Genomic DNA, 20,526 nt, shown 5'->3' with positions numbered 1-20,526 from the left:
GACCATGGCAGATACGCGCAAAATCATCATTGACGGGACCGAGGTCGAAGTTGACCCGGCCATGACGATCCTTCAGGCCTGTGAAGTGGCCGGGATCGAAGTGCCGCGGTTCTGCTATCACGAACGGCTCTCCATTGCGGGCAACTGCCGCATGTGTCTGGTCGAGGTCGTGGGCGGCCCGCCGAAACCGGCGGCATCCTGCGCCATGCAGGTGCGTGACCTGCGCCCGGGGCCGGAAGGCGCGCCGCCGGTGGTGAAAACCAATTCGCCGATGGTCAAGAAGGCCCGCGAGGGTGTGATGGAATTCCTCCTGATCAACCACCCGCTCGATTGCCCGATCTGCGACCAAGGCGGCGAATGCGATCTTCAGGACCAGGCGATGGCTTACGGCGTGGATTTCTCCCGCTACCGCGAACCGAAGCGCGCCTCCGAGGATCTGAACCTCGGTCCGCTCGTCGCGACCACCATGACGCGCTGCATCTCCTGCACCCGCTGCGTGCGCTTCACGACCGAGGTCGCGGGCATCACTCAGATGGGTCAAACGGGACGCGGCGAAGACAGCGAGATCACCAGCTATCTCAACGAAACGCTGGCCTCCAACCTTCAGGGCAACATCATCGACCTGTGCCCGGTTGGCGCGCTGACCTCCAAACCCTACGCGTTCACCGCTCGCCCGTGGGAGCTGACCAAGACCGAAACCATCGACGTGATGGACGCGCTTGGTTCGAACATCCGCGTCGACACCAAAGGCCGCGAAGTGATGCGCATTCTGCCGCGCAACCATGACGACGTGAACGAGGAGTGGATTTCCGACAAAACCCGCTTCATCTGGGACGGTCTGAAACGCCAGCGCATCGACACGCCCTACATCCGCAAGAACGGCAAGCTGACCAAGGCCACCTGGGCCGAGGCTCTGTCGGTGGCTGCGGCTGCGATGAAAGGCAAGAAGGTTGCCGCGCTCGTCGGCGATCTGGCGCCGGTCGAGGCGATCTATGCGCTCAAAGGTCTGGTCGAAGGGCTGGGCGGCAACATCGAATGCCGCGTCGATGGCGCGAAGCTGCCGGCTGGCAACCGCGGCGTTTACGCCGGGACCGCCACCATCGCCGACATCGACACCGCGAAATACATTCAGTTGATCGGCACCAACCCGCGCGACGAAGCGCCGGTGCTGAACGCGCGCATCCGCAAGGCCTGGGCGAAAGGCGCCAAGGTCGGTCTCGTCGGCCAGCCTGTCGATCTGACCTATGATTACGCCCATGTCGGCACCGACCGTGCGGCGCTCGAAAGCCTTCTGGGGCATCAGTATGGCGACGTGCTCGATCAGCCGTCCATCGTTATCGTGGGCGCAGGCGCGATCAACGAGGCCGATGGCGAAGCGGTTCTGTCCACGGCGCAGAAACTCTGCGAGGCCACGGGTTCGAAACTCATGGTGCTCCACACCGCCGCTTCCCGCGTGGGCGCGATGGATGTGAACGCCGTGACCGAAGGCGGGTTGGACGCGGCCACCAGCGGGGCAGAGGTGATCTACAACCTCGGCGCCGACGAGGTCGAAATTGCTGACGGTCCGTTCGTGATCTATCAGGGCTCGCATGGCGATCTCGGCGCCCACCGCGCCGATGTGATTCTGCCGGGGGCCGCCTATACCGAAGAAAACGGTCTCTTCGTGAACCTCGAAGGCCGTCCGCAGCTTGCGCTGCGCGCCGCTTTCCCGCCGGGTGAGGCGAAAGAGAACTGGGCGATTCTGCGGGCGCTGTCCGCCGAGCTCGGTGCGACGCTGCCCTACGATTCGCTGGCGCAACTGCGCAACGCGCTGATCAAGGACGTGCCGCATCTCGCGATGATCGACACGGTGCCGGAAAACGCGGTTGTCGCCCTGCCGGAGAAATCTCTCGGGAAGGCCACATTCCGCAACGCGGTGAAGGATTTCTACCTCACCAACCCGATTGCACGCGCCTCCGTGCTGATGGCGGAGCTGTCCGCCATGGCCAAAGCGCGCGCCGAGACGCCGGTGGCGGCCGAGTAATGGCGCTTTGCGCCGCACATATGGCCGGTTTCGGGCTGATGCTGCTGGGGCTGTCCGCCTGTGACAGAACCTGTTGCGCAGCCCCGGTGCCGGATGTATCGCGTGCGGCGCAATCCACCGAGTTTCTCGGTGTGGAGACCCGTCTTCTCGATGGCGATCTGGTGAATTTTATCGTCTCCGCACAAGGGGATGGGGCAAAAGACAGTGTGGTGGCCTATGCAGATTGTGCCGCCGCGCAATACGCGTTGATCCGGGGATTCGGATTTGCGCGTCATGTGCGGACAAATGTCGCACATGAGGGTGGAATTTGGCGGGCAGATGCTGTTTACACCATCTCGCCGGCACTCCCCGATGGTTTGCGCCAGATCGACGCTGAAGTCGTCGTCGCAAACTGCCGGGACAACGGAATACCGACGGTGTGAAAGGCTAGGACGACAATGGTCGAATATTTCACGACAACAAATCTGGGGATCTTCCTGCTCACCCTTGGGCAGATTTTGCTGGTCCTCGTGCCGCTCTTCGTGGCGCTCGCCTTTTTGATGTATGGCGACCGGAAAATCTGGGCCGCTGTCCAGATGCGCAAAGGTCCCAACATCGTGGGCATCTTCGGCCTGTTGCAGTCCTTTGCGGACTTCATCAAATACCTCGTGAAAGAGGTGGTCGTACCGGCAGGGGCGGACAAGTTCGTCTTCTACCTTGCGCCGATGATCACTTTCATCACGGCGGCCATCGCCTGGGCGGTGATCCCGTGGAACGACGGCTGGGTGATCTCCGACATCAACGTCGCGATCCTCTACATCTTCGCGATCTCTTCGCTCGAAGTGTACGGCGTGATCATGGGCGGCTGGGCGTCGAACTCGAAATACCCGTTCCTCGGCTCGCTGCGCTCCGCCGCACAGATGATCTCCTACGAGGTCTCGATCGGTCTGATCATCATCGGTGTGATCATCTCCACCGGCTCGATGAACTTCGGCGACATCGTCGCGGCTCAGGACGGGGCAGGGATCTTCTCGTGGTACTGGCTGCCGCACTTCCCGATGGTCTTCCTGTTCTTCGTCTCGGCTCTGGCGGAAACCAACCGCCCGCCGTTCGATTTGCCGGAAGCGGAATCGGAACTCGTGGCCGGTTATCAGGTGGAATACTCCTCCACGCCGTTCCTGTTGTTCATGATGGGCGAGTTGATGGCCGTGGTGCTGATGTGCGCGCTGATCTCGCTTCTGTTCTTCGGCGGCTGGAACTCCCCGGTTGAATTCCTGCCGGACGGCATCCTGTGGCTCGTCGGCAAGATGCTGTTCTTCTTCTTCATCTTCTCGATGGTGAAAGCCATCGTGCCGCGCTACCGCTACGACCAGCTGATGCGTATCGGTTGGAAAGTCTTCCTGCCGCTGTCGCTGGGCTGGGTCGTTCTGGTCGCGTTCCTTGCCAAATACGAAGTCTTCGGCGCGTTCTGGGCGCGCTGGACGATTGGAGGCTGATCCATGGCTCTCGATTACACCCGCGCCGCCAAGTATTTCCTGATGATGGACATCTGGGCCGGCTTCAAAATCGGTCTGCGGTATTTCTTCTCGCCCAAGGCGACGATCAACTACCCGCACGAAAAAGGCCCGCTTTCTCCGCGTTTCCGGGGCGAGCACGCGCTGCGCCGCTATCCGAACGGCGAAGAGCGCTGCATCGCCTGTAAGCTTTGCGAAGCGATCTGCCCGGCGCAGGCCATCACCATCGATGCCGAACCGCGTGAAGACGGCTCGCGCCGCACCACGCGCTACGACATCGACATGACGAAATGCATCTACTGCGGCTTCTGCCAAGAGGCCTGCCCGGTGGACGCCATCGTTGAAGGCCCGAACTTCGAATTCTCCACCGAGACGCGTGAGGAACTGTTCTACGACAAGGAAAAACTCCTTGAGAACGGCGCGCGCTGGGAGGCGGAGATCGCCCGCAACCTCGAACTGGACGCGCCCTACCGCTAAGAGCCCCCCGCAAAGGAAGCCACCCGTTGAACGATTTTGCCAAAATGTTCGGAGAGATGATCGCGCAGAGCCAGAAAATGGCCTCTGCGTTCAATCCGGCGCTGGAGAATTTCCAGGTGCCGGCCTTCGACAAGCTGTTCCCGACCATGGGGAAAGAGCAGATGGAAATGCTCTGGGGCAACACGTTCAACAAGGACGGGCTCGACAGCAAGACGCGCCTTCTGGTGATCCTCGCCGGTCTGACCGCGCAGGGGGCACAGGCCGAGGTGCCGTTCAAACTGACCGTCCGCCACGCGCTCGAGGCGGGGGCCACACAAAAAGAGATCGCGGAAGTGATCTATCAAATGTCAATGCTGGGCGGTGTTCCGGCGATGTCAAAAGCACTGGAGTTGGCGCAGGCCGTCTTCTCCGAGACGCAGGAGGACAGTGAATGACTGTCGCGGATTTCGCATTCTATTGTTTCGCCATCCTGATGCTGGTGGCCGGGGCCTTTACCGTGGTCTCGAAAAACCCGGTGCACTCTGTGCTCTGGCTCATTCTCACCTTCCTCTCCGCGGCGGGGCTGTTCGTCCTTCTGGGGGCGGAATTCGTCGCGATGCTGCTGATCATCGTCTATGTCGGCGCGGTGATGGTGCTCTTCCTCTTCGTCGTCATGATGCTCGATGTCGATTTCGCGGCACTCAAGGCGGGGGCGGCGAAATACCTGCCCTTCGGCCTGCTGATCGGTGTGGTGCTGATCCTGCAACTGTTCCTCGCCTTCGGCGAATGGCACAGCGCGCCGGGCGCCGAGGCGCTGCGCCGCACGGTGACGCCGGATGCGGTCGAGATTCACAACACCCAGGCCATCGGCATGGTGATGTACGACCAGTATCTGATGCTGTTCCAGCTCGCGGGTCTTGTGCTTCTGGTCTCGATGATCGGTGCGATCACCCTGACGCTGCGCCACCGCTCGGACGTGAAACGCCAGAACGTGCTTCACCAGATGTATCGCAAACCGGAAGACTCCTTCGAGATGAAGGACGTGAAACCGGGGCAGGGGCTGTAATCGTGTACACGCTTCGCTACATAACCCACGCGGCCCTCGCCGCAACTGTGCTCCTCACTGGGGCACAGGGGGCTATGGCGACGATCTTTTCTCCGTACGAAAAGTCGAGCGTGAAACGTGGCGAAATGTGTGAGATCTTCTATGAGGATCGAGGTCATATTGGTCCAGAAGGACTGACCAAAGCCCGCGATTTTGGGAATGGTTTCGTGGCACAAGACTATGTCGAATTCGGGAGCAAGCTATTTGTTCTGTCCGATTGCGCAAGAGCAGAGGCGCTTGTCATAGGCCCGATACACTTGTCTGTCGGCGCTTTTAGCCCAGAGGAAGCCGCTCAACTCGAAGTCGAGTTTCGCGAGACCCCCTTTTACAAGGCGACGAAAGAAGCCGAAACGCATGCCGCAAATGGAACGCTGGATTTGAGCGTGTTACGGGACCGCTACCAGTCACAGGTGGAGACCGCAACGCTGATATCTGTGGCAAAAAAGGTTGTTCTTGATATCCGAGGTGACAAACCGATGCACCGTTATGATCTGGGCTGTGGCTGCAAGTTTTTCTATCCCGAGAGCGCGGGCGCGTCTTGAGGGGGTAAAGATACGCCATCTCCAAAGGTGGCAGACGACATGACGGGCGGGTGATCGCCCTGAACCAAGGGCCACAAAAATGTGGCGAGAGAGAAAGAACTGAGGGACGACATGGTCGGACTTGAACATTACCTGACAGTGGCCGCGGCGCTGTTTGTCATCGGCATCTTCGGGCTCTTTTTGAACCGGAAGAACATCATCATCATCCTGATGTCGATCGAGATGATCCTGCTGTCGGTCAATATCAACCTTGTCGCCTTCTCCTCCTTCATGGGGGATCTGACGGGACAGATTTTCACGATGCTGGTCTTGACCGTGGCCGCCGCCGAGGCCGCCATCGGGCTTGCCATCCTCGTGAGCTTCTTCCGCAACCGCGGCACGATCGACGTCGAAGACGTCAACGTGATGAAAGGATAAGGGACCATGGAATCGATTGTCCTCTTTGCGCCGCTGGTCGGTGCCATCGTCGCCGGCTTCGGCTGGCGCGTGATCGGGGAGAAGGGCGCGCAGTATCTGACGACGGGCCTGCTCTTTCTCGCCGCAATCCTGTCCTGGGTTCTCTTTCTCACCCATGACGGCCAGACCCATCACGTCACGATCCTGCGCTGGATCGACAGCGGTTCGCTTTCGGTCGACTGGGGTATCCGCCTCGACCGTCTGACGACGATCATGCTGATCGTGGTCAACACGGTGTCGGCGCTGGTGCACCTCTACTCGCTGGGCTACATGGCGCATGACGAGAACTTCAACGACGACGAGCCCTACCGGGCGCGCTTCTTCGCCTATCTCTCGCTCTTCACCTTCACCATGCTGATGCTGGTGACTGCCGACAACCTGTTGCAGATGTTCTTCGGCTGGGAAGGCGTGGGCCTTGCCTCCTACCTGCTGATCGGTTTCTACATCAAGAAACCTTCGGCCGGGGCCGCCTCGATGAAAGCCTTCATCGTCAACCGTGTCGGTGACTTCGGTTTCATCCTCGGCATGGCTGGTCTGTTCTTCATGACTGACAGCATCCGCCTCGACGATGTCTTCGCGCAGGGTCCGGCGCTTGCGGGCACCACGCTGCACTTCCTCTGGAATGACTGGAACGCGGCGAACCTGCTGGCCTTCCTTCTGTTCATCGGCGCGATGGGTAAATCGGCACAGCTCTTCCTGCACACCTGGTTGCCGGATGCGATGGAAGGGCCGACGCCCGTGTCCGCACTCATTCACGCCGCGACCATGGTGACCGCCGGTGTCTTCCTCGTCACCCGCATGTCGCCGATCTTCGAATATGCGCCGCAGGCCCAGATGTTCATCGTCTACATCGGTGCGACCACGGCTTTCTTCGCGGCCACGGTGGGCCTGGTGCAGAACGACATCAAACGCGTCATCGCCTATTCGACCTGTTCGCAGCTCGGTTACATGTTCGTGGCCGCAGGTGTCGGCGCCTACGGTCCGGCGATGTTCCACCTGCTGACGCACGCTTTCTTCAAGGCGATGCTCTTCCTCTCCGCTGGCTCCGTCATCACCGCGATGCACCACGAACAGGACATGCGCAACTACGGTGGTCTGCGTAAAAAGATCCCGTTCACCTTCTGGATGATGATCATCGGTACGCTGGCGATCACCGGTGTGGGTATCCCGTTCTCGGGCGAAATGTTCGGTGTGCCGATCGGTTTCGCGGGCTTCCTGTCGAAAGACTCGATCATCGAGAGCGCCTATGCCTCCGGTGTCGGCTATGCCTTCTGGATGCTGGTCATCGCGGCGCTGTTCACGTCGTTCTACTCCTGGCGCCTCATCTTCCTGACCTTCTTCGGCAAGGAACGTGGCGATCATCACGCCCATGAGCATGCCCATGAAAGCCCGCTCGTCATGCTGGTGCCGATCGGGGTGCTGTCGCTGGGCGCGATCTTCGGAGGGATGCTGTGGTATAACAGCTTCTTCGGCGATCACACGAGATTCACCGAGTTTTTCGGCCTGCCGCATCACGCGGAAGTCGAGATGGTGGACAGTCATGGCGAGGCGACCGGCGAAGCCGCAGCGGATGCGCACGGTGAGGCGGTTGTCGTCACCGAGGGCGAAGAGATGCACGCCGAAGCACATGCCGAAGGTGTTGCCCCTCAAGGCGCGATTTTCGTGGCCGCGGACAACACCATCCTCGACGATGCGCACCACGCACCGACCTGGGTGAAAGTGTCGCCGTTCATCGCGATGCTCATCGGTCTGGTGATGGCGATGTGGTTCTATATCTGGAGCCCGTCGCTGCCGAAGAAACTGGCCGAGAGCCAGCCGGTGGCCTACCGCTTCCTGCTCAACAAATGGTACTTCGACGAGATCTACGATGCGCTCATCGTGCGTCCCGTGCTCGCCCTCGGTCGCTTCTTCTGGAAACGCGGCGATGAAGGCACCATCGACGGCGCGATCAACGGTCTCGCCATGGGCATCGTGCCCTTCTTCACCCGGCTTGCGGGCCGGGCGCAGACGGGCTTCATCTTCACATATGCATTCAGCATGGTTCTGGGGATTGTACTCTTGATTACCTGGATGACGATTGGCGGGGGGGCACAGTAATGGATAACGTGCTTTCCATCGTCACCTTCCTTCCGGCTCTGGCCGCCCTCATGCTCGCGCTGTTCCTGCGTGGCGAAGATGCGGTGGCGCAGAAAAATGCCAAGGTCGTGGCCCTGTTCGCGACCGTGATCACCTTCGTGATCTCGCTCTTCATCCTGTTCGGTTTCGATCCCGAAGACACCGGTTTCCAGATGGTCGAAGAGGCCGACTGGATCATGGGGCTGAAATACAAGATGGGCGTTGACGGGATCTCGGTCCTGTTCGTCATGCTCACCACCGCGCTCATGCCGCTCGCCATCTGGTCGGCCTGGGACGTGAAGGTGCGCGTGAAGGAATACATGATCGCCTTCCTGCTTCTGGAAACGCTCATGCTCGGCGTGTTCACCGCGCTCGATCTGGTGCTGTTCTACCTGTTCTTCGAAGCGGGCCTCATTCCGATGTTCCTGATCATCGGTATCTGGGGCGGGCCGAACCGGATTTACGCCGCGTTCAAGTTCTTCCTTTACACTTTCCTCGGCTCCGTGCTGATGCTGATCGCGATGATCGCCATGTATGTCGACGCGGGCACCACCGACATCGTCACGCTGCTCGGCCACGAGTTCTCGCATGACACGATCACGGTTCTGGGCTTCCACATTGTCGGCGGGTTCCAGACTCTGGCCTTCCTCGCCTTCTTCGCCTCCTTCGCGGTGAAGATGCCGATGTGGCCAGTGCACACCTGGTTGCCCGACGCCCACGTGCAGGCACCGACTGCGGGCTCGGTCATCCTGGCCGCGATCCTTCTGAAGATGGGTGGTTACGGCTTCCTGCGCTTCTCGCTGCCGATGTTCCCCTATGCCTCCGAACTTCTGTCGAATTTCGTGCTCTGGCTCTCGGTGATCGCTATCGTTTACGCCTCGCTTGTCGCGCTTGTGCAGGAAGACATGAAGAAACTCATCGCCTACAGCTCGGTCGCCCACATGGGCTACGTGACGGCGGGGATTTTCTCCTTCAACCAACAAGGCCTCGACGGTGCGATCTTCCAGATGATCTCGCACGGGTTCGTCTCCGGCGCGCTCTTCCTCTGCGTCGGCGTGATCTACGACCGGATGCACACCCGTCAGATCGACGCCTTCGGCGGTCTGGTGAAAAACATGCCAGCCTATGCGCTCGTGTTCATGTTCTTCACCATGGCGAACGTCGGCCTGCCGGGCACCTCGGGCTTCGTCGGCGAATTCCTGACCATCATCGGCATGTTCCAGGCCAACACCTGGGTCGCCCTCGTGGCCGCCACCGGTGTGATCTTCTCCGCCTCCTATGCGCTCTGGCTCTACCGCCGGGTCGTGCTGGGCGATCTGATCAAGGAAAGCCTGAAGACCATCAAGGACATGAACGCGCGCGAGAAATGGATTTTCGCTCCGCTCGTGGCGATGACCCTGATCCTCGGTGTCTACCCGTCGCTGGTGACGGATCTCATCGGGCCGTCGGTTACGGCGCTGCTTGACAACTACCATGCCGCTCTGCCGATGATCGCAGACGCCGCAACGCACTAAGGGACACGGAGATATGACCTCTACAGACTTTTCCATCGTCCTGCCGGAAGTACTTCTTGCCATCTACGGCATGGCGGCGCTCGTCTTCGCCGTCTACACCGGCAAGGACAAACTCTCCGGCCTCGTCACCTGGCTCACCGCGGCGGTCTTCGTGATCGTGGCGCTGTGGATCGGGCTCGGCGGGCAGGGCAGCCGCGCAGCCTTCGGCGGCCTGTTCATCGACGACGCTTTCTCGCGCTTCGGCAAGGTCGGCGTGTTGCTCGCGGGGGCTGCGGTCCTCGTGATGTCGCACGACTTCCTCGAAAAACGCGGTTTCGCGAAGTTCGAATATCCGATCCTCGTGCTGTTCTCCACGATCGGCATGATGGTCATGGTTTCGGCGGGCGATCTCATGTCGCTCTACCTCGGCCTCGAACTGATGTCGCTGTCGCTCTACGTCATCGCGTCCTTCCGCCGCGACAGCGTGAAATCGACCGAAGCGGGCCTCAAATATTTCGTGCTCGGCTCGCTCTCTTCGGGTCTGCTGCTCTATGGCTCCTCGCTGATCTACGGTTTCTCCGGCACCACCTCTTTCGCCGGCATCGTCACCGTGGTGCAGGGCAACGTGCCGCTGGGCGTGCTGTTCGGCCTGATCTTCGTGATGACCGGTCTGGCGTTCAAGGTGTCCGCCGTTCCCTTCCACATGTGGACCCCGGACGTCTACGAAGGCGCGCCGACACCGACCACCGCCTTCTTCGCCACCGCGCCGAAGCTTGCCGCCATGGGCCTCTTCGCCCGCGTGCTGTTCGATGCGTTCGGCGGCGTGCCGGGTGACTGGCAACAGGTGCTCGCCGTGATCGCCGTCGCCTCCATGTTCTGGGGTGCCTTTGCCGGGATCGGCCAGACCAACATCAAACGTCTGATGGCCTATTCCTCCATCACCCACATGGGCTTTGCGCTCATGGGACTGGCGGCGGCCAATGCCGAGGGTGTGCAATCCGCGATGGTCTATATGGCGATCTATGTCGCGATGAACATCGGTGCCTTCGCCTTCATCATGACGATGGAACGCGACGGCAAGCCGGTCACCGATCTGTCCGCGCTGAACCTCTACTGGCGCGTTTCGCCGACCAAGGCGCTCGCGGTGCTGGTGCTGTTCTTCTCGCTCGCCGGTGTGCCGCCGATGCTCGGCTTCTTCGCCAAGTTCTCCGTGCTCATGGCAGCCTGGAACGCCGGTCTCACCTGGCTAGCGATCTTTGGTGTGATCGCCTCGGTGATTGCGGCCTTCTACTACCTGCGTGTCGTCTACTACATCTATTTCGGTAGCGAAGTGGAGCCGCTCGACAACACGAAGAGCCCGGTGGCCTTCGCGCTTCTGGCCGTCTCCGCGCTGATCATGCTCGTCGGTATCGTGAACATGTTCGGCGTCGACGGTATGGCGGCGATCGCGGCGGATGCGCTTGTCAAGTAATCGCCATACATGGCCCGAGGGGGTGGGGCGCACCGTCCTGCCCTCTGTGGACAGCACCATGTCGGAGGCCGCGCGTGTCGCGGCCTCTTCCGCGTTTCCGCAATGGATCATGGCGCTCTCTCAAACCGGTGCTCATGGCCGACGCGGGCGCCCGTGGTCCATGCCGGAGGGCAATTTCGCCGCCACGCTGCTGATGTTCCCGACCGAACCGCCGGCACTTGTCGCGCTGCGCAGTTTCGTGGCTTCTCTGGCACTTTACGACGCCTTTGTCGCCGTCACCGGACGCGCCGATCCCTTTGCGCTCAAATGGCCGAATGACGTGCTGCTGAACGGCGGCAAGGTTGCGGGCATCCTGTTGGAGCGCGGGGCCTCGCATCTCGCCATCGGCATTGGCATCAACCTGGTCGAAGTGCCCGGCGCGGATCAGGTTGAAGCGGGCGCGACGCCGCCCGTGTCGCTCGCGCATGAGACCGGAGCCTTGATTGCGCCAGAGGAATTCCTCGACCATCTGGCCCCGAGTTTCGCCTATTGGGAAAGCCAGTTCACCACCTACGGGTTCGGCCCGGTGCGCGAGGCGTGGCTGGCCCGCGCGGCGCGTCTCGGCACCGAAATCCGCGCCCGCACCATGCGTGAAACGCATCACGGCATTTTCGAGACCGTGGATGCCTTCGGCAATCTCGTGCTCGACACGCGCGCGGGCAAACTTACCATCCCAGCCGCAGAGGTCTATTTCTGATGCTTCTCTGTATCGACACCGGCAACACCAACACCGTCTTCTCCATCTGGAACGGTCGCGAGATCGTCGCCACATGGCGCACCTCGACCGAACATCAGCGCACGGCGGATCAGTATTACGTCTGGCTCTCGACGCTGATGAATTTCCAGAAGATCGAGGCGGATATTTCCGAGGTGATCATCTCCTCGACCGTGCCGCGCGTGGTGTTCAACCTGCGGGTTCTGGCCAACCGTTATTTCGATTGTCGGCCTTTGGTGGTCGGCAAGCCCGAATGCCTTCTGCCGCATATGCCGCGGGTGGACGAGGGCACGACCGTTGGGCCCGACCGGCTTGTGAACTCCGCGGGCGCCTTCGATCTTTACGGCGGTGATCTGATCGTGGTGGATTTCGGCACCGCGACCACCTTCGACGTGGTGGCGGAGGACGGCGCCTATGTCGGTGGTGTGATCTCTCCCGGGGTCAACGCCTCGCTCGAAAGCCTCCACCACGCCGCTGCCGCCCTGCCGCATGTCGATGTGACCATGCCGCAAAAGGTCATCGGGACCAACACCGTCGCCTGTATGCAATCCGGTGTGTTCTGGGGCTATATCGGGTTGGTGCGTGAGACCTGCAACCGGATCAAGGACGAATATGGCCGCCCGATGCGCGTGATCGCGACCGGGGGGCTTGCGCCGCTGTTCAATCAGGGCCACAAACTCTTTGACCATTTCGATGAATTCCTGACGATCCACGGCCTTGTCGTGATCCATAATTATAATAAGGACATGGGCAACTGATGAGCGAACGTCTTCTCTATCTTCCCTTGGGCGGCGCCGGCGAGATCGGCATGAACTGTTACGTCTACGGCTACGGGCCGGAGGGCGACGAGCGCTATATCGTGGTCGATCTCGGTGTCACCTTCCCCTCGATGGACGGCACGCCGGGGGTGGATCTGATCTTCGCCGATATCGCCTGGCTCGAAGAGCGCAAGGACCGGATCGAGGCGATTTTCATCACCCACGCGCATGAAGATCACGTCGGCGCCGTCGGCCATCTCTGGCCGCGTCTTGAGGCTCCGGTCTATGCCCGTGCCTTCACCGCCCATATCGCGCGGCTCAAATTCGAAGAGCACGGCCATGACGAGTTGCAGATCAAGACCGTTTCCAAATGGCCGGAAACCATCCAATGTGGGCCGTTCACCGTCGGCTTCCTGCCGGTGTCGCACTCGATTCCGGAATCTTCGGCGCTGGTGATCGACACGCCCGCGGGCCGCGTGATCCATACCGGCGATTTCAAACTCGATGAAAATCCGGTGGTGGGCGAGCCCTTCGACCGGGAGCTTTGGGAAAGCGTGGCGTCCTCGGGTGTCAAGGCGCTGGTGTGCGACTCGACCAACGTGTTCTCGCCCAAACCGGGCCGTTCCGAATCCGAGGTGGTCGAACCGATCACCAAGCTCGTCGCCTCGCTCGATGGCATGGTCGCCGCGACCACCTTTGCCTCCAACATCGCACGGGTCAAAACCCTTGCCGAAGCGGGGTCCAAGGCCGGACGCTCGGTTGTGCTTCTTGGCCGTGCCATGCGCCGGATGATCACGGCGGCAATCGAGACCGGCATCATCGCCGATTTCCCGAAAACCGTTTCGCCGGAAAACGCGGGCGATATTCCGCGCGAAAACCTCATGCTGCTGACCACCGGCTCGCAGGGCGAACATCGCGCCGCCACCGCGCAGCTTTCGCGCGGTAAATACCTCGGCCTCAAGATGACCGAGGGCGATACGGTGATTTTCTCCTCGAAAACCATTCCGGGCAATGAGGTCTCCGTCGGGCGCATCCTCAACAGCTTCTCGGAAATGGGCGTTGAAACCATCTCGGGCCGTGATGAATACCACGTCTCCGGCCATGCCAACGGGCCGGATTTGGCGCTTTTGCACGAAATCGTCAAACCGCAGATCGTGATCCCGATGCACGGCGAACATCGCCACCTGCGCGAACATGCCAAAATGGCCGAGAGCAACGGGTTTCAGGCCATCGTCGCCCCCAATGGCGTCGGCGTCGACCTTTCCGGTAATACGCCGCGTGTGTCGGAATATGTCGAGACCGGGCGCACCTATCTCGACGGCTCCGTCCAGATCGGCGCGCTCGACGGTATCGTCCGCGACCGTATCCGTATCGCGATGAACGGGCTGGTGGTCGCCACCGTGATCGTCGAGGATGATGAGCCGCTGGGCGATTGCTGGTGCGAGCTGCGTGGCCTGCCCGAAGTCGGGCTGTCGCGCGCGCCTCTGGTCGATGTGCTGGAAGAGGACGTGAATCAATTCCTGATGCGCGCCAAGCCCAAGACGCTGTCGGATGACGATGCGCTCGAAGAGGAAATGCGCCGGATCATCCGCAAAACGACGCTGGAAGAGGTGGGCAAGAAACCTGAGGTTCAGATTGTGATCTCTCGCCTGTCGAGCTGATCGACGGGGGCGCCAGTTTCCTTTGCTGCCCTAAATACTCAAAACAAAACCCGCGCTTTCGGCGCGGGTTTTTTATGTCCGGAAAGGGTAGGGGGCTTAGCCCGCCTGACGTTCCTCAAAGCTGAGCGCGATGAAGGAGGGCAGGTGATCTCCAAGGCCCACGACCTTGTTGTCGTCTTCCTTGCGGCCCCGGCGCGCGCGATTGTCAGAGCGCGGTTCGGACCTCGGAGCCTCTTCGCGCGGGGCGTCTTCGGCCTGTGCTTCGACGGGAGCTTCGGCTTTGGGCGCATCCTCGGGTTTGCGTTTGCGCGACCGGGTGCGTTTCGGTTTCTCACCGCGCTGCTCCGTCTCTTCTTCTGCGGGTGCGGCATTCCCGAGCGGATTGTCCATCCGGGGGATTTCCTTGGTCAGAAGCGTCTCGACATCAGCGAAATTCTTTTCGTCGCGCGGCTCGACCAGCGTGATCGCCTTGCCATCGCGGCCCGCACGACCGGTCCGGCCGATGCGGTGGACGTAATCCTCGGCATGGCCGGGCACGTCGAAGTTGAACACATGGGTGACGGAGGGCACGTCGAGACCACGGGCGGCAACGTCGGAGGCTACGAGGATCTTGATCTTGCCGGCCCGGAAGCCGTCGAGCGTGGCGTTGCGCTGGCTCTGGTCCAGATCGCCGTGGATCGGGGCCGCGTCATAGCCGTATTTCTTGAGCGACTTCGAGACGATATCCACATCCGTCTTGCGGTTGCAGAAGATCACCGCGTTCTGAAGCGTCGCACCTTCCTGGTCGATCAGGGCGCGCAGCACGGCGCGTTTCTCGCTTGCTGCACGGTCGCGGCGGGAGCCTTTGAACATCACCGCGTGCTGTTCGATCCGTTCGGAGGCGGTCGCCTGACGCGCCACTTCGATCTTCGCAGGCGCAGAGAGGAAGGTGTTGGTGATGCGTTCGATCTCGGGGGCCATGGTGGCGGAGAAGAACAGTGTCTGGCGGGTGAAGGGCGTCAGACCGAAGATGCGCTCGATGTCCGGGATAAAGCCCATGTCGAGCATCCGGTCGGCCTCGTCTACCACCATGACCTTCACGTCGGAGAGGATCAGCTTGCCGCGCTCGAAATGATCGAGCAGGCGACCGGGCGTGGCAATCAGCACGTCGACCCCCTTGTCGATCAGCGCATCCTGTTCCTTGAAGCTCACACCTCCGATCAGCAGCGCTTTGGTGAGCTTCATGTATTTCGTGTATTGATCGAAGTTCTCGGCAACCTGCGCGGCGAGTTCGCGTGTCGGGCAGAGCACCAGAGACCGCGGCATCCGCGCGCGCGCCCGGCCACGGGCCAGCATGGTGATCATCGGCAACACGAAAGACGCGGTTTTCCCGGTCCCGGTCTGGGCGATGCCCAGCACGTCACGGCCCTCAAGCGCGGGCGGAATCGCTCCGGCCTGAATCGGCGTGGGGGTCTCGTAGCCGACATCTTCGATGGCTTTGAGAACTTTCGGAGCGAGATTGAGATCGGTGAACTTGGTCAAACTGTGCCTTTCGCGATGGTGCGGCTGTGGAAATGGCCGCAAAACCCCGCGCGGCCCGCCCGGCCATATTGCCGGAACGCTTTGGCGCGTCTTCTACGCTTCAATCACAAAAAGGTCAAGGAAAGGCCGATCTGTCGGGCTCAGCCGCCGACAACCTCTGCATTTTCCAGAATTGCCGCCTGCCATGTCTCCGGGTCGAGCACCGGTTTCATGTTGCCCTTGAGCGTAATCCGCGCGCCTTCCTCGAGCCCCTGGATCGGGGTGTTGAGGCTGACCTGAACCGAAGCGCCATGGTCGGCACTGCCGCAGAACGGGCAAAGACCCATGTCGGAGACGAGGATCAGATCGGTGACATCCGCGCCGGGCGTCAGCGGAACGGCATAGCCGGTCAGCTCCATTCCTTCGATGCCGTTCTTGAGCCGCTCCGGGAAGCCCTTCTTCACCTCGTAGCTGCTGTCGGTCACGATCTCTTCGATGGTGATCCCCTTGAGCAGGTCCCAGCCGGAGGTCTCGGCAAGGGCTGGCAAACCCAGCGTCGAGACGGCGGTGGCGGAGAGGCCGGCGGTAAGGGCGAGGCGGCTGACGGACATGAAGGCTCCTGAATGATGAGGATGTTCTTGGCAGTTTAGCTGATCCGTGCCGGGAGGGAATCCCCTTTTGGCACGGATCGGCAGAATGCCGCGCTCAGCCGTCTGGTCAGATCATCATTTCCTTGGTCGCCGACAGTTTCAGCTCCGGATAATCCCGCTCGATCCGGTCGATGTCCCATTGCAGACGCGTCAGGAACACCGGATCGCCATCGTGATCGTAGGAAATATGCTGTTTGTTCGCGTTGATAAACTTGTCCATTTCCAACTTCGGACCGCTCACCCAGCGCGCAGATGTGAACTGTGATGCGTCAAATCGAACAGGCAGGCCATATTCAAGCTCGATGCGCGAGGCCAGCACTTCGAATTGAAGCGCGCCGACAACGCCGACGATAAAGCCAGAGCCAATCGCCGGTTTGAACACCTTCGCCGCGCCTTCCTCGGCGAATTGCATCAACGCTTTCTCGAGGTGCTTGGCCTTCATCGGATCGCCCGCGCGGACGCCTTGCAACAATTCCGGAGCAAAGCTCGGAATGCCGGTCACACGAATGTCCTCGCCCTCGGTTAGCGTGTCGCCGATGCGCAATTGCCCGTGGTTCGGAATGCCGATGATGTCCCCGGCCCAGGCCTCTTCCGCCAATTCGCGGTCGGAGGCCAGAAACAGCACCGGGTTCGAGATCGCCATCGGCTTTTTCGAACGCACATGGGTGAGTTTCATGCCACGTTTGAAATGCCCGGAGGCCAGCCGCACAAAAGCCACCCGGTCGCGGTGTTTCGGGTCCATATTGGCCTGAACCTTGAAAACAAAGCCCATGACCTTGTTCTCTTCCGGCCCGATGGCGCGCGGTTCGGCCGATTGCGGCTGCGGCACGGGGCCGTATTTGCCGATCCCGTCCATCAGCTCCTTGACGCCGAAGGAATTGATCGCGGAGCCGAACCAGATCGGTGTCAGGGTGCCATCCAGGAAGGCCTGGCGGTCGAACGGCGGCAACAGTTCACGCGCCATCTCGAGCTCTTCCTTGAGCTGCTCCAACAGATTCGCGGGAACGTGGTCGGCGAGTTTCGGATCGTCCAGCCCCTCGATCTTGATGCTCTCGGCCACCTTGTTGCGGTCGGCGCGGTCCATCAGTTCGAGACGGTCATTGAGCACGTCATAGCAGCCAAGGAAATCCCGTCCGACGCCAATCGGCCAGGAGGCGGGTGTCACGTCAATCGCAAGGTTTTCCTGGATTTCGTCAATGATCTCAAGCGTGTCCCGGCTTTCGCGGTCCATCTTGTTACAAAAGGTCAGGATCGGAAGATCGCGCAGACGACAGACCTCGAACAGTTTCTGCGTCTGGCTTTCAACGCCCTTCGCCCCGTCGATCACCATGATCGCGGCATCCACAGCGGTGAGCGTGCGGTAGGTGTCCTCGGAAAAGTCCGAGTGGCCGGGCGTGTCGACAAGGTTGAACCGATAGCCCGAAAAATCGAACGACATCGCCGAGGCCGACACGGAAATCCCGCGGTCCTTCTCCATCTGCATGAAGTCAGAGCGCGTGCGGCGCGCTTCGCCTTTCGCGCGCACCTGACCGGCCATCTGGATCGCGCCGCCGTACAACAGGAACTTCTCCGTCAACGTCGTCTTACCGGCGTCCGGGTGCGAGATGATGGCGAAGGTCCGGCGACGGGCAATCTCCGGTGGCAATTCGGGGGCGTTATGGCTGCGATCCAACATGCGCGTTCATATACGCGCGGGTATGCGCCCCGGCAATGGGCCAGAACACTCTGCACACAACAAAAACGCGCCCTGATGCGCGCTTTTCCGTTTCCTTTGCTGCTCCAAATACTCAGCTTCCGGAGGCCGACCGCAGCACGTCGGCGGCCACCGAAGGCTCCAGCATCCCGTCGCGCAGCTCAAAGGCGCGGGGCGTTTCGGCATAGGCATGTTCGGAGGCAATCCGCGCCTGCACATCTTCGGGCAGGAACGGTTTCACACGCCCGTCGACGAACATGCTCTCGGCAGCGATACCCTCGGCATAGATGATCTCATGGGTGTCGAACAAAAGCTGGAAATAGTCGACAAACCCGCCCTCGGACTGGATCACATTCTGGCCGTTGACCAGAAGCTTCGCCTTGACCAGAACTTCCGCCCGACCGGCGTGCACCGCATCGCGGCGCTGGTAGATGAAGATCCGGTGGTTTGGCGACACGATCAGGTCATGGGCGTTGTTCAGCGCGCCTTCCTTGATCACAATGGGGGCGAAGGCCCCGGTCGCTCGCACGGTCTGACACCCGATCCAGCGGACCTCCTGCGGGCCGTGGTCGCGGGTTAATACGCGATCCCCGACCGTGAGTTCTTCAATGGGTTTCTGCATGCCGTTGGCCAGAGTGATCCGTGTGCCGCGGGTAAAGGCGACACAGGCGACATCGGAAAGCCGTGTGCGCACGGTGTTCTCGTCCAGTTTCACGAGCACATATTCCACATCCGGCTGCATCGCAGCAAAGGGCAGGAAATAGGTGCCTTCGATCAGGCCGCCCGCGTCGGTTTCGACGAGCAGCAGAACCTCGATGGTATTGCCGGAGCCGGCCATGAAGGTCGCGACGCAGTCGAGGTGCAGATCGTGCCCGGGCGCGCCAAGCTCGGACCCTTCGGCCACGCGCAACTTGTCACCATCGACGTTGACGGTGAGCCGCTCGCGTATGGCCTGTTTGCGCAATTCATAGACATCGGCCAACTCAAGCTCAGCGGCATTCGCAAGCGGTTCGCCCAGGTTCACCCCATTGGTGACCCGCAACGCGCTTGCGCGATAGACTGCAAGGCTCTGCACCGGCAGGCCGGTCTGGCCGTCCATCCGAGCCTGCATGTGATGATCCCTGCTGACTGCCGTCATGCCTTTCCCCAACACTGTCCCAAATCCCCTTTCCCCCGAAAAGGTCCATTGTCAGGAACGGCATTTGGCGGAACCGTTCCGAATGCCGGAGGCGATCCGGCACTCAGGTCCGCACGCAAACCGGAGCGCGATCCTGCCCGTGACAACGGAGGTTCCATTATGCCGGGACTCGGTGTCATTGTACATAGAAGTACATAGAAACGCCTCTTCGCCGGGTGAGCGGGGTATACTTGGTAAAACACTCCCATTGTGATCGGAAACAATGGCGGGATTTGGGCGAGAGTGGTTCTTTCTCCGTCGCAAGCCCCGGTTTATCCGCTCCGGGCGAGTCGCACCGGGGCGCGCAGTTGGCGGATGACAAGCCGGGGTGCGGGTTCTACATATCGGACAAGAGTGTATCGGAAGGAGAATGCGATGGATCTCGGGATCAAGGGCAAACGGGCGCTGGTGTGCGCCTCCTCGAAAGGGCTGGGGCTGGGCTGTGCCCGGGCGCTGGCGGAGGCCGGGGTCGATCTGGTGATGAACGCCCGCGGCGCAGAGGCGCTCGAAGCCGCCGCCGCCGAAATCCGTACTGAGTTCGGCGTCACTGTCGACACGGTTGCCGCCGATGTGACCACGGAAGAAGGCCGCAGGGCCGTGTTGGACAAGGCGCAAGGCATCGACATTCTCGTCACCAATGCCGGTGGCCCGCCGCCGGGGATGTGGACGGATTGGGAGCGCGAGGATTTCATCAAGGCGCTCGACGCCAACATGCTGGCTCCCATTGCGCTGATCAAGGCGCTGGTGCCGGGGATGATGGAGCGCGGCTGGGGGCGTGTCGTCAACATCACCTCCGTCTCCGTGAAGGCGCCGATCGGCGTTCTGGGGCTGTCGAATTCGGCGCGTGCGGGGCTTACGGGCTATGTCGCGGGCACCTCGCGCCAGGTCGCGGGCGCGGGCGTGGTGATGAACAACCTTCTGCCCGGTTTCCACGCCACCGACCGCATGGTCGGGATGGACGGGGCACTGGCCGAACAGGGTGGAACCACGCCCGATGCGGTTCGTGCCGAACGGTGCAAGACCATTCCTGCCGGGCGCTACGGCACGCCCGAGGAGTTCGGCGCCACCTGTGCCTTCATGTGCTCGCAATTCGCGGGATTCATGATCGGCCAGAACGTCCTTCTGGACGGTGGTCAGACCAACAGCACGATGTAAGACACAGCATAAAACACAAGGGAG

General features: G+C 61.2%; 19 protein-coding genes. 15 read left to right on the top strand and 4 right to left on the bottom strand.

Annotation, left to right across the window (positions count from 1 at the left end):
- Positions 1-4: 4 nt before the first annotated feature.
- From nuoG to CEW89_RS07425, 14 genes are all read left to right on the top strand, one after another.
- Complete coding sequence (gene nuoG / locus CEW89_RS07490; RefSeq protein ID WP_096807162.1) at positions 5-2,023, top strand: NADH-quinone oxidoreductase subunit NuoG; 2,019 nt, start codon at positions 5-7, stop codon at positions 2,021-2,023.
- Positions 2,023-2,445, top strand: coding sequence for a hypothetical protein (locus tag CEW89_RS07485; protein WP_425321024.1), 423 nt, complete (start codon positions 2,023-2,025; stop codon positions 2,443-2,445). Before nuoG ends, CEW89_RS07485 begins: the two co-directional genes overlap by 1 nt.
- A gap of 15 nt (positions 2,446-2,460) precedes the next feature.
- Positions 2,461-3,498, top strand: coding sequence for an NADH-quinone oxidoreductase subunit NuoH (nuoH, locus tag CEW89_RS07480; protein ID WP_066704086.1), 1,038 nt, complete (start codon positions 2,461-2,463; stop codon positions 3,496-3,498).
- Between the two features lie 3 nt (positions 3,499-3,501).
- Positions 3,502-3,993 (top strand): NADH-quinone oxidoreductase subunit NuoI, encoded by a 492-nt coding sequence (gene nuoI, locus CEW89_RS07475; RefSeq protein WP_066704083.1) that lies wholly within the window; start codon positions 3,502-3,504, stop codon positions 3,991-3,993.
- Positions 3,994-4,037: 44 nt separating this feature from the next.
- The gene (locus tag CEW89_RS07470; protein ID WP_081423799.1) at positions 4,038-4,427 is read left to right on the top strand and encodes a carboxymuconolactone decarboxylase family protein; all 390 of its coding nucleotides are present in this window, start codon (positions 4,038-4,040) and stop codon (positions 4,425-4,427) included.
- The gene (locus CEW89_RS07465) at positions 4,424-5,038 is read left to right on the top strand and encodes an NADH-quinone oxidoreductase subunit J (protein WP_066704077.1); all 615 of its coding nucleotides are present in this window, start codon (positions 4,424-4,426) and stop codon (positions 5,036-5,038) included. Before CEW89_RS07470 ends, CEW89_RS07465 begins: the two co-directional genes overlap by 4 nt.
- 74 nt (positions 5,039-5,112) lie before the next feature.
- Complete coding sequence (locus CEW89_RS07460) at positions 5,113-5,619, top strand: hypothetical protein (protein WP_157779780.1); 507 nt, start codon at positions 5,113-5,115, stop codon at positions 5,617-5,619.
- Positions 5,620-5,730: 111 nt separating this feature from the next.
- Positions 5,731-6,036 (top strand): NADH-quinone oxidoreductase subunit NuoK, encoded by a 306-nt coding sequence (nuoK, locus tag CEW89_RS07455; protein ID WP_066603543.1) that lies wholly within the window; start codon positions 5,731-5,733, stop codon positions 6,034-6,036.
- Positions 6,037-6,042: 6 nt separating this feature from the next.
- The gene (gene nuoL / locus CEW89_RS07450; RefSeq protein WP_096805463.1) at positions 6,043-8,172 is read left to right on the top strand and encodes an NADH-quinone oxidoreductase subunit L; all 2,130 of its coding nucleotides are present in this window, start codon (positions 6,043-6,045) and stop codon (positions 8,170-8,172) included.
- Positions 8,172-9,704 (top strand): NADH-quinone oxidoreductase subunit M, encoded by a 1,533-nt coding sequence (locus CEW89_RS07445; protein WP_096805462.1) that lies wholly within the window; start codon positions 8,172-8,174, stop codon positions 9,702-9,704. Before nuoL ends, CEW89_RS07445 begins: the two co-directional genes overlap by 1 nt.
- Before the next feature lie 13 nt (positions 9,705-9,717).
- A complete protein-coding gene (gene nuoN, locus CEW89_RS07440) occupies positions 9,718-11,154 on the top strand; it encodes an NADH-quinone oxidoreductase subunit NuoN (RefSeq protein WP_066704069.1) in 1,437 nt (478 codons plus the stop codon).
- Positions 11,138-11,890, top strand: coding sequence for a biotin--[acetyl-CoA-carboxylase] ligase (locus CEW89_RS07435; RefSeq protein WP_096805461.1), 753 nt, complete (start codon positions 11,138-11,140; stop codon positions 11,888-11,890). Before nuoN ends, CEW89_RS07435 begins: the two co-directional genes overlap by 17 nt.
- Positions 11,890-12,666, top strand: a complete 777-nt coding sequence (locus CEW89_RS07430; RefSeq protein ID WP_066704065.1) for a type III pantothenate kinase — start codon at positions 11,890-11,892, stop codon at positions 12,664-12,666. The genes CEW89_RS07435 and CEW89_RS07430 overlap by 1 nt, the downstream gene beginning before the upstream one ends.
- On the top strand, positions 12,663-14,327 hold the full coding sequence (locus tag CEW89_RS07425) for a ribonuclease J (RefSeq protein WP_096805460.1): 1,665 nt from the start codon (positions 12,663-12,665) through the stop codon (positions 14,325-14,327). Before CEW89_RS07430 ends, CEW89_RS07425 begins: the two co-directional genes overlap by 4 nt.
- 96 nt (positions 14,328-14,423) lie before the next feature.
- On the opposite strand, the gene CEW89_RS07420 is transcribed toward CEW89_RS07425, so the two are convergent.
- The 4 genes from CEW89_RS07420 to CEW89_RS07405 all read right to left on the bottom strand — a co-directional run bounded on the left by CEW89_RS07420 (position 14,424) and on the right by CEW89_RS07405 (position 19,281).
- Positions 14,424-15,848 carry a DEAD/DEAH box helicase gene (locus CEW89_RS07420; RefSeq protein ID WP_096805459.1) on the bottom strand — a complete coding sequence of 475 codons (1,425 nt, stop codon included), beginning with the start codon at positions 15,846-15,848 and terminating at the stop codon, positions 14,424-14,426.
- Between the two features lie 140 nt (positions 15,849-15,988).
- On the bottom strand, positions 15,989-16,438 hold the full coding sequence (locus tag CEW89_RS07415) for a hypothetical protein (RefSeq protein WP_066704056.1): 450 nt from the start codon (positions 16,436-16,438) through the stop codon (positions 15,989-15,991).
- A gap of 106 nt (positions 16,439-16,544) precedes the next feature.
- Positions 16,545-18,152, bottom strand: a complete 1,608-nt coding sequence (locus CEW89_RS07410) for a peptide chain release factor 3 (protein ID WP_096805458.1) — start codon at positions 18,150-18,152, stop codon at positions 16,545-16,547.
- A 112-nt stretch (positions 18,153-18,264) separates the two neighbouring features.
- Positions 18,265-19,281, bottom strand: a complete 1,017-nt coding sequence (locus CEW89_RS07405) for a Hint domain-containing protein (protein ID WP_096805457.1) — start codon at positions 19,279-19,281, stop codon at positions 18,265-18,267.
- A 441-nt stretch (positions 19,282-19,722) separates the two neighbouring features.
- On the opposite strand from CEW89_RS07405, the gene CEW89_RS07400 reads away from it, so the two are divergent.
- On the top strand, positions 19,723-20,502 hold the full coding sequence (locus CEW89_RS07400; RefSeq protein ID WP_066704050.1) for an SDR family oxidoreductase: 780 nt from the start codon (positions 19,723-19,725) through the stop codon (positions 20,500-20,502).
- The last annotated feature ends 24 nt before the right edge of the window (positions 20,503-20,526 follow it).

The sequence above is a fragment of the Celeribacter ethanolicus genome (assembly GCF_002407265.1).
Lineage (GTDB): Bacteria > Pseudomonadota > Alphaproteobacteria > Rhodobacterales > Rhodobacteraceae > Celeribacter > Celeribacter ethanolicus.
The sequence above is the reverse complement of the archived record's forward strand: the minus strand, read 5'-3'. Positions and strand labels throughout refer to the sequence as shown.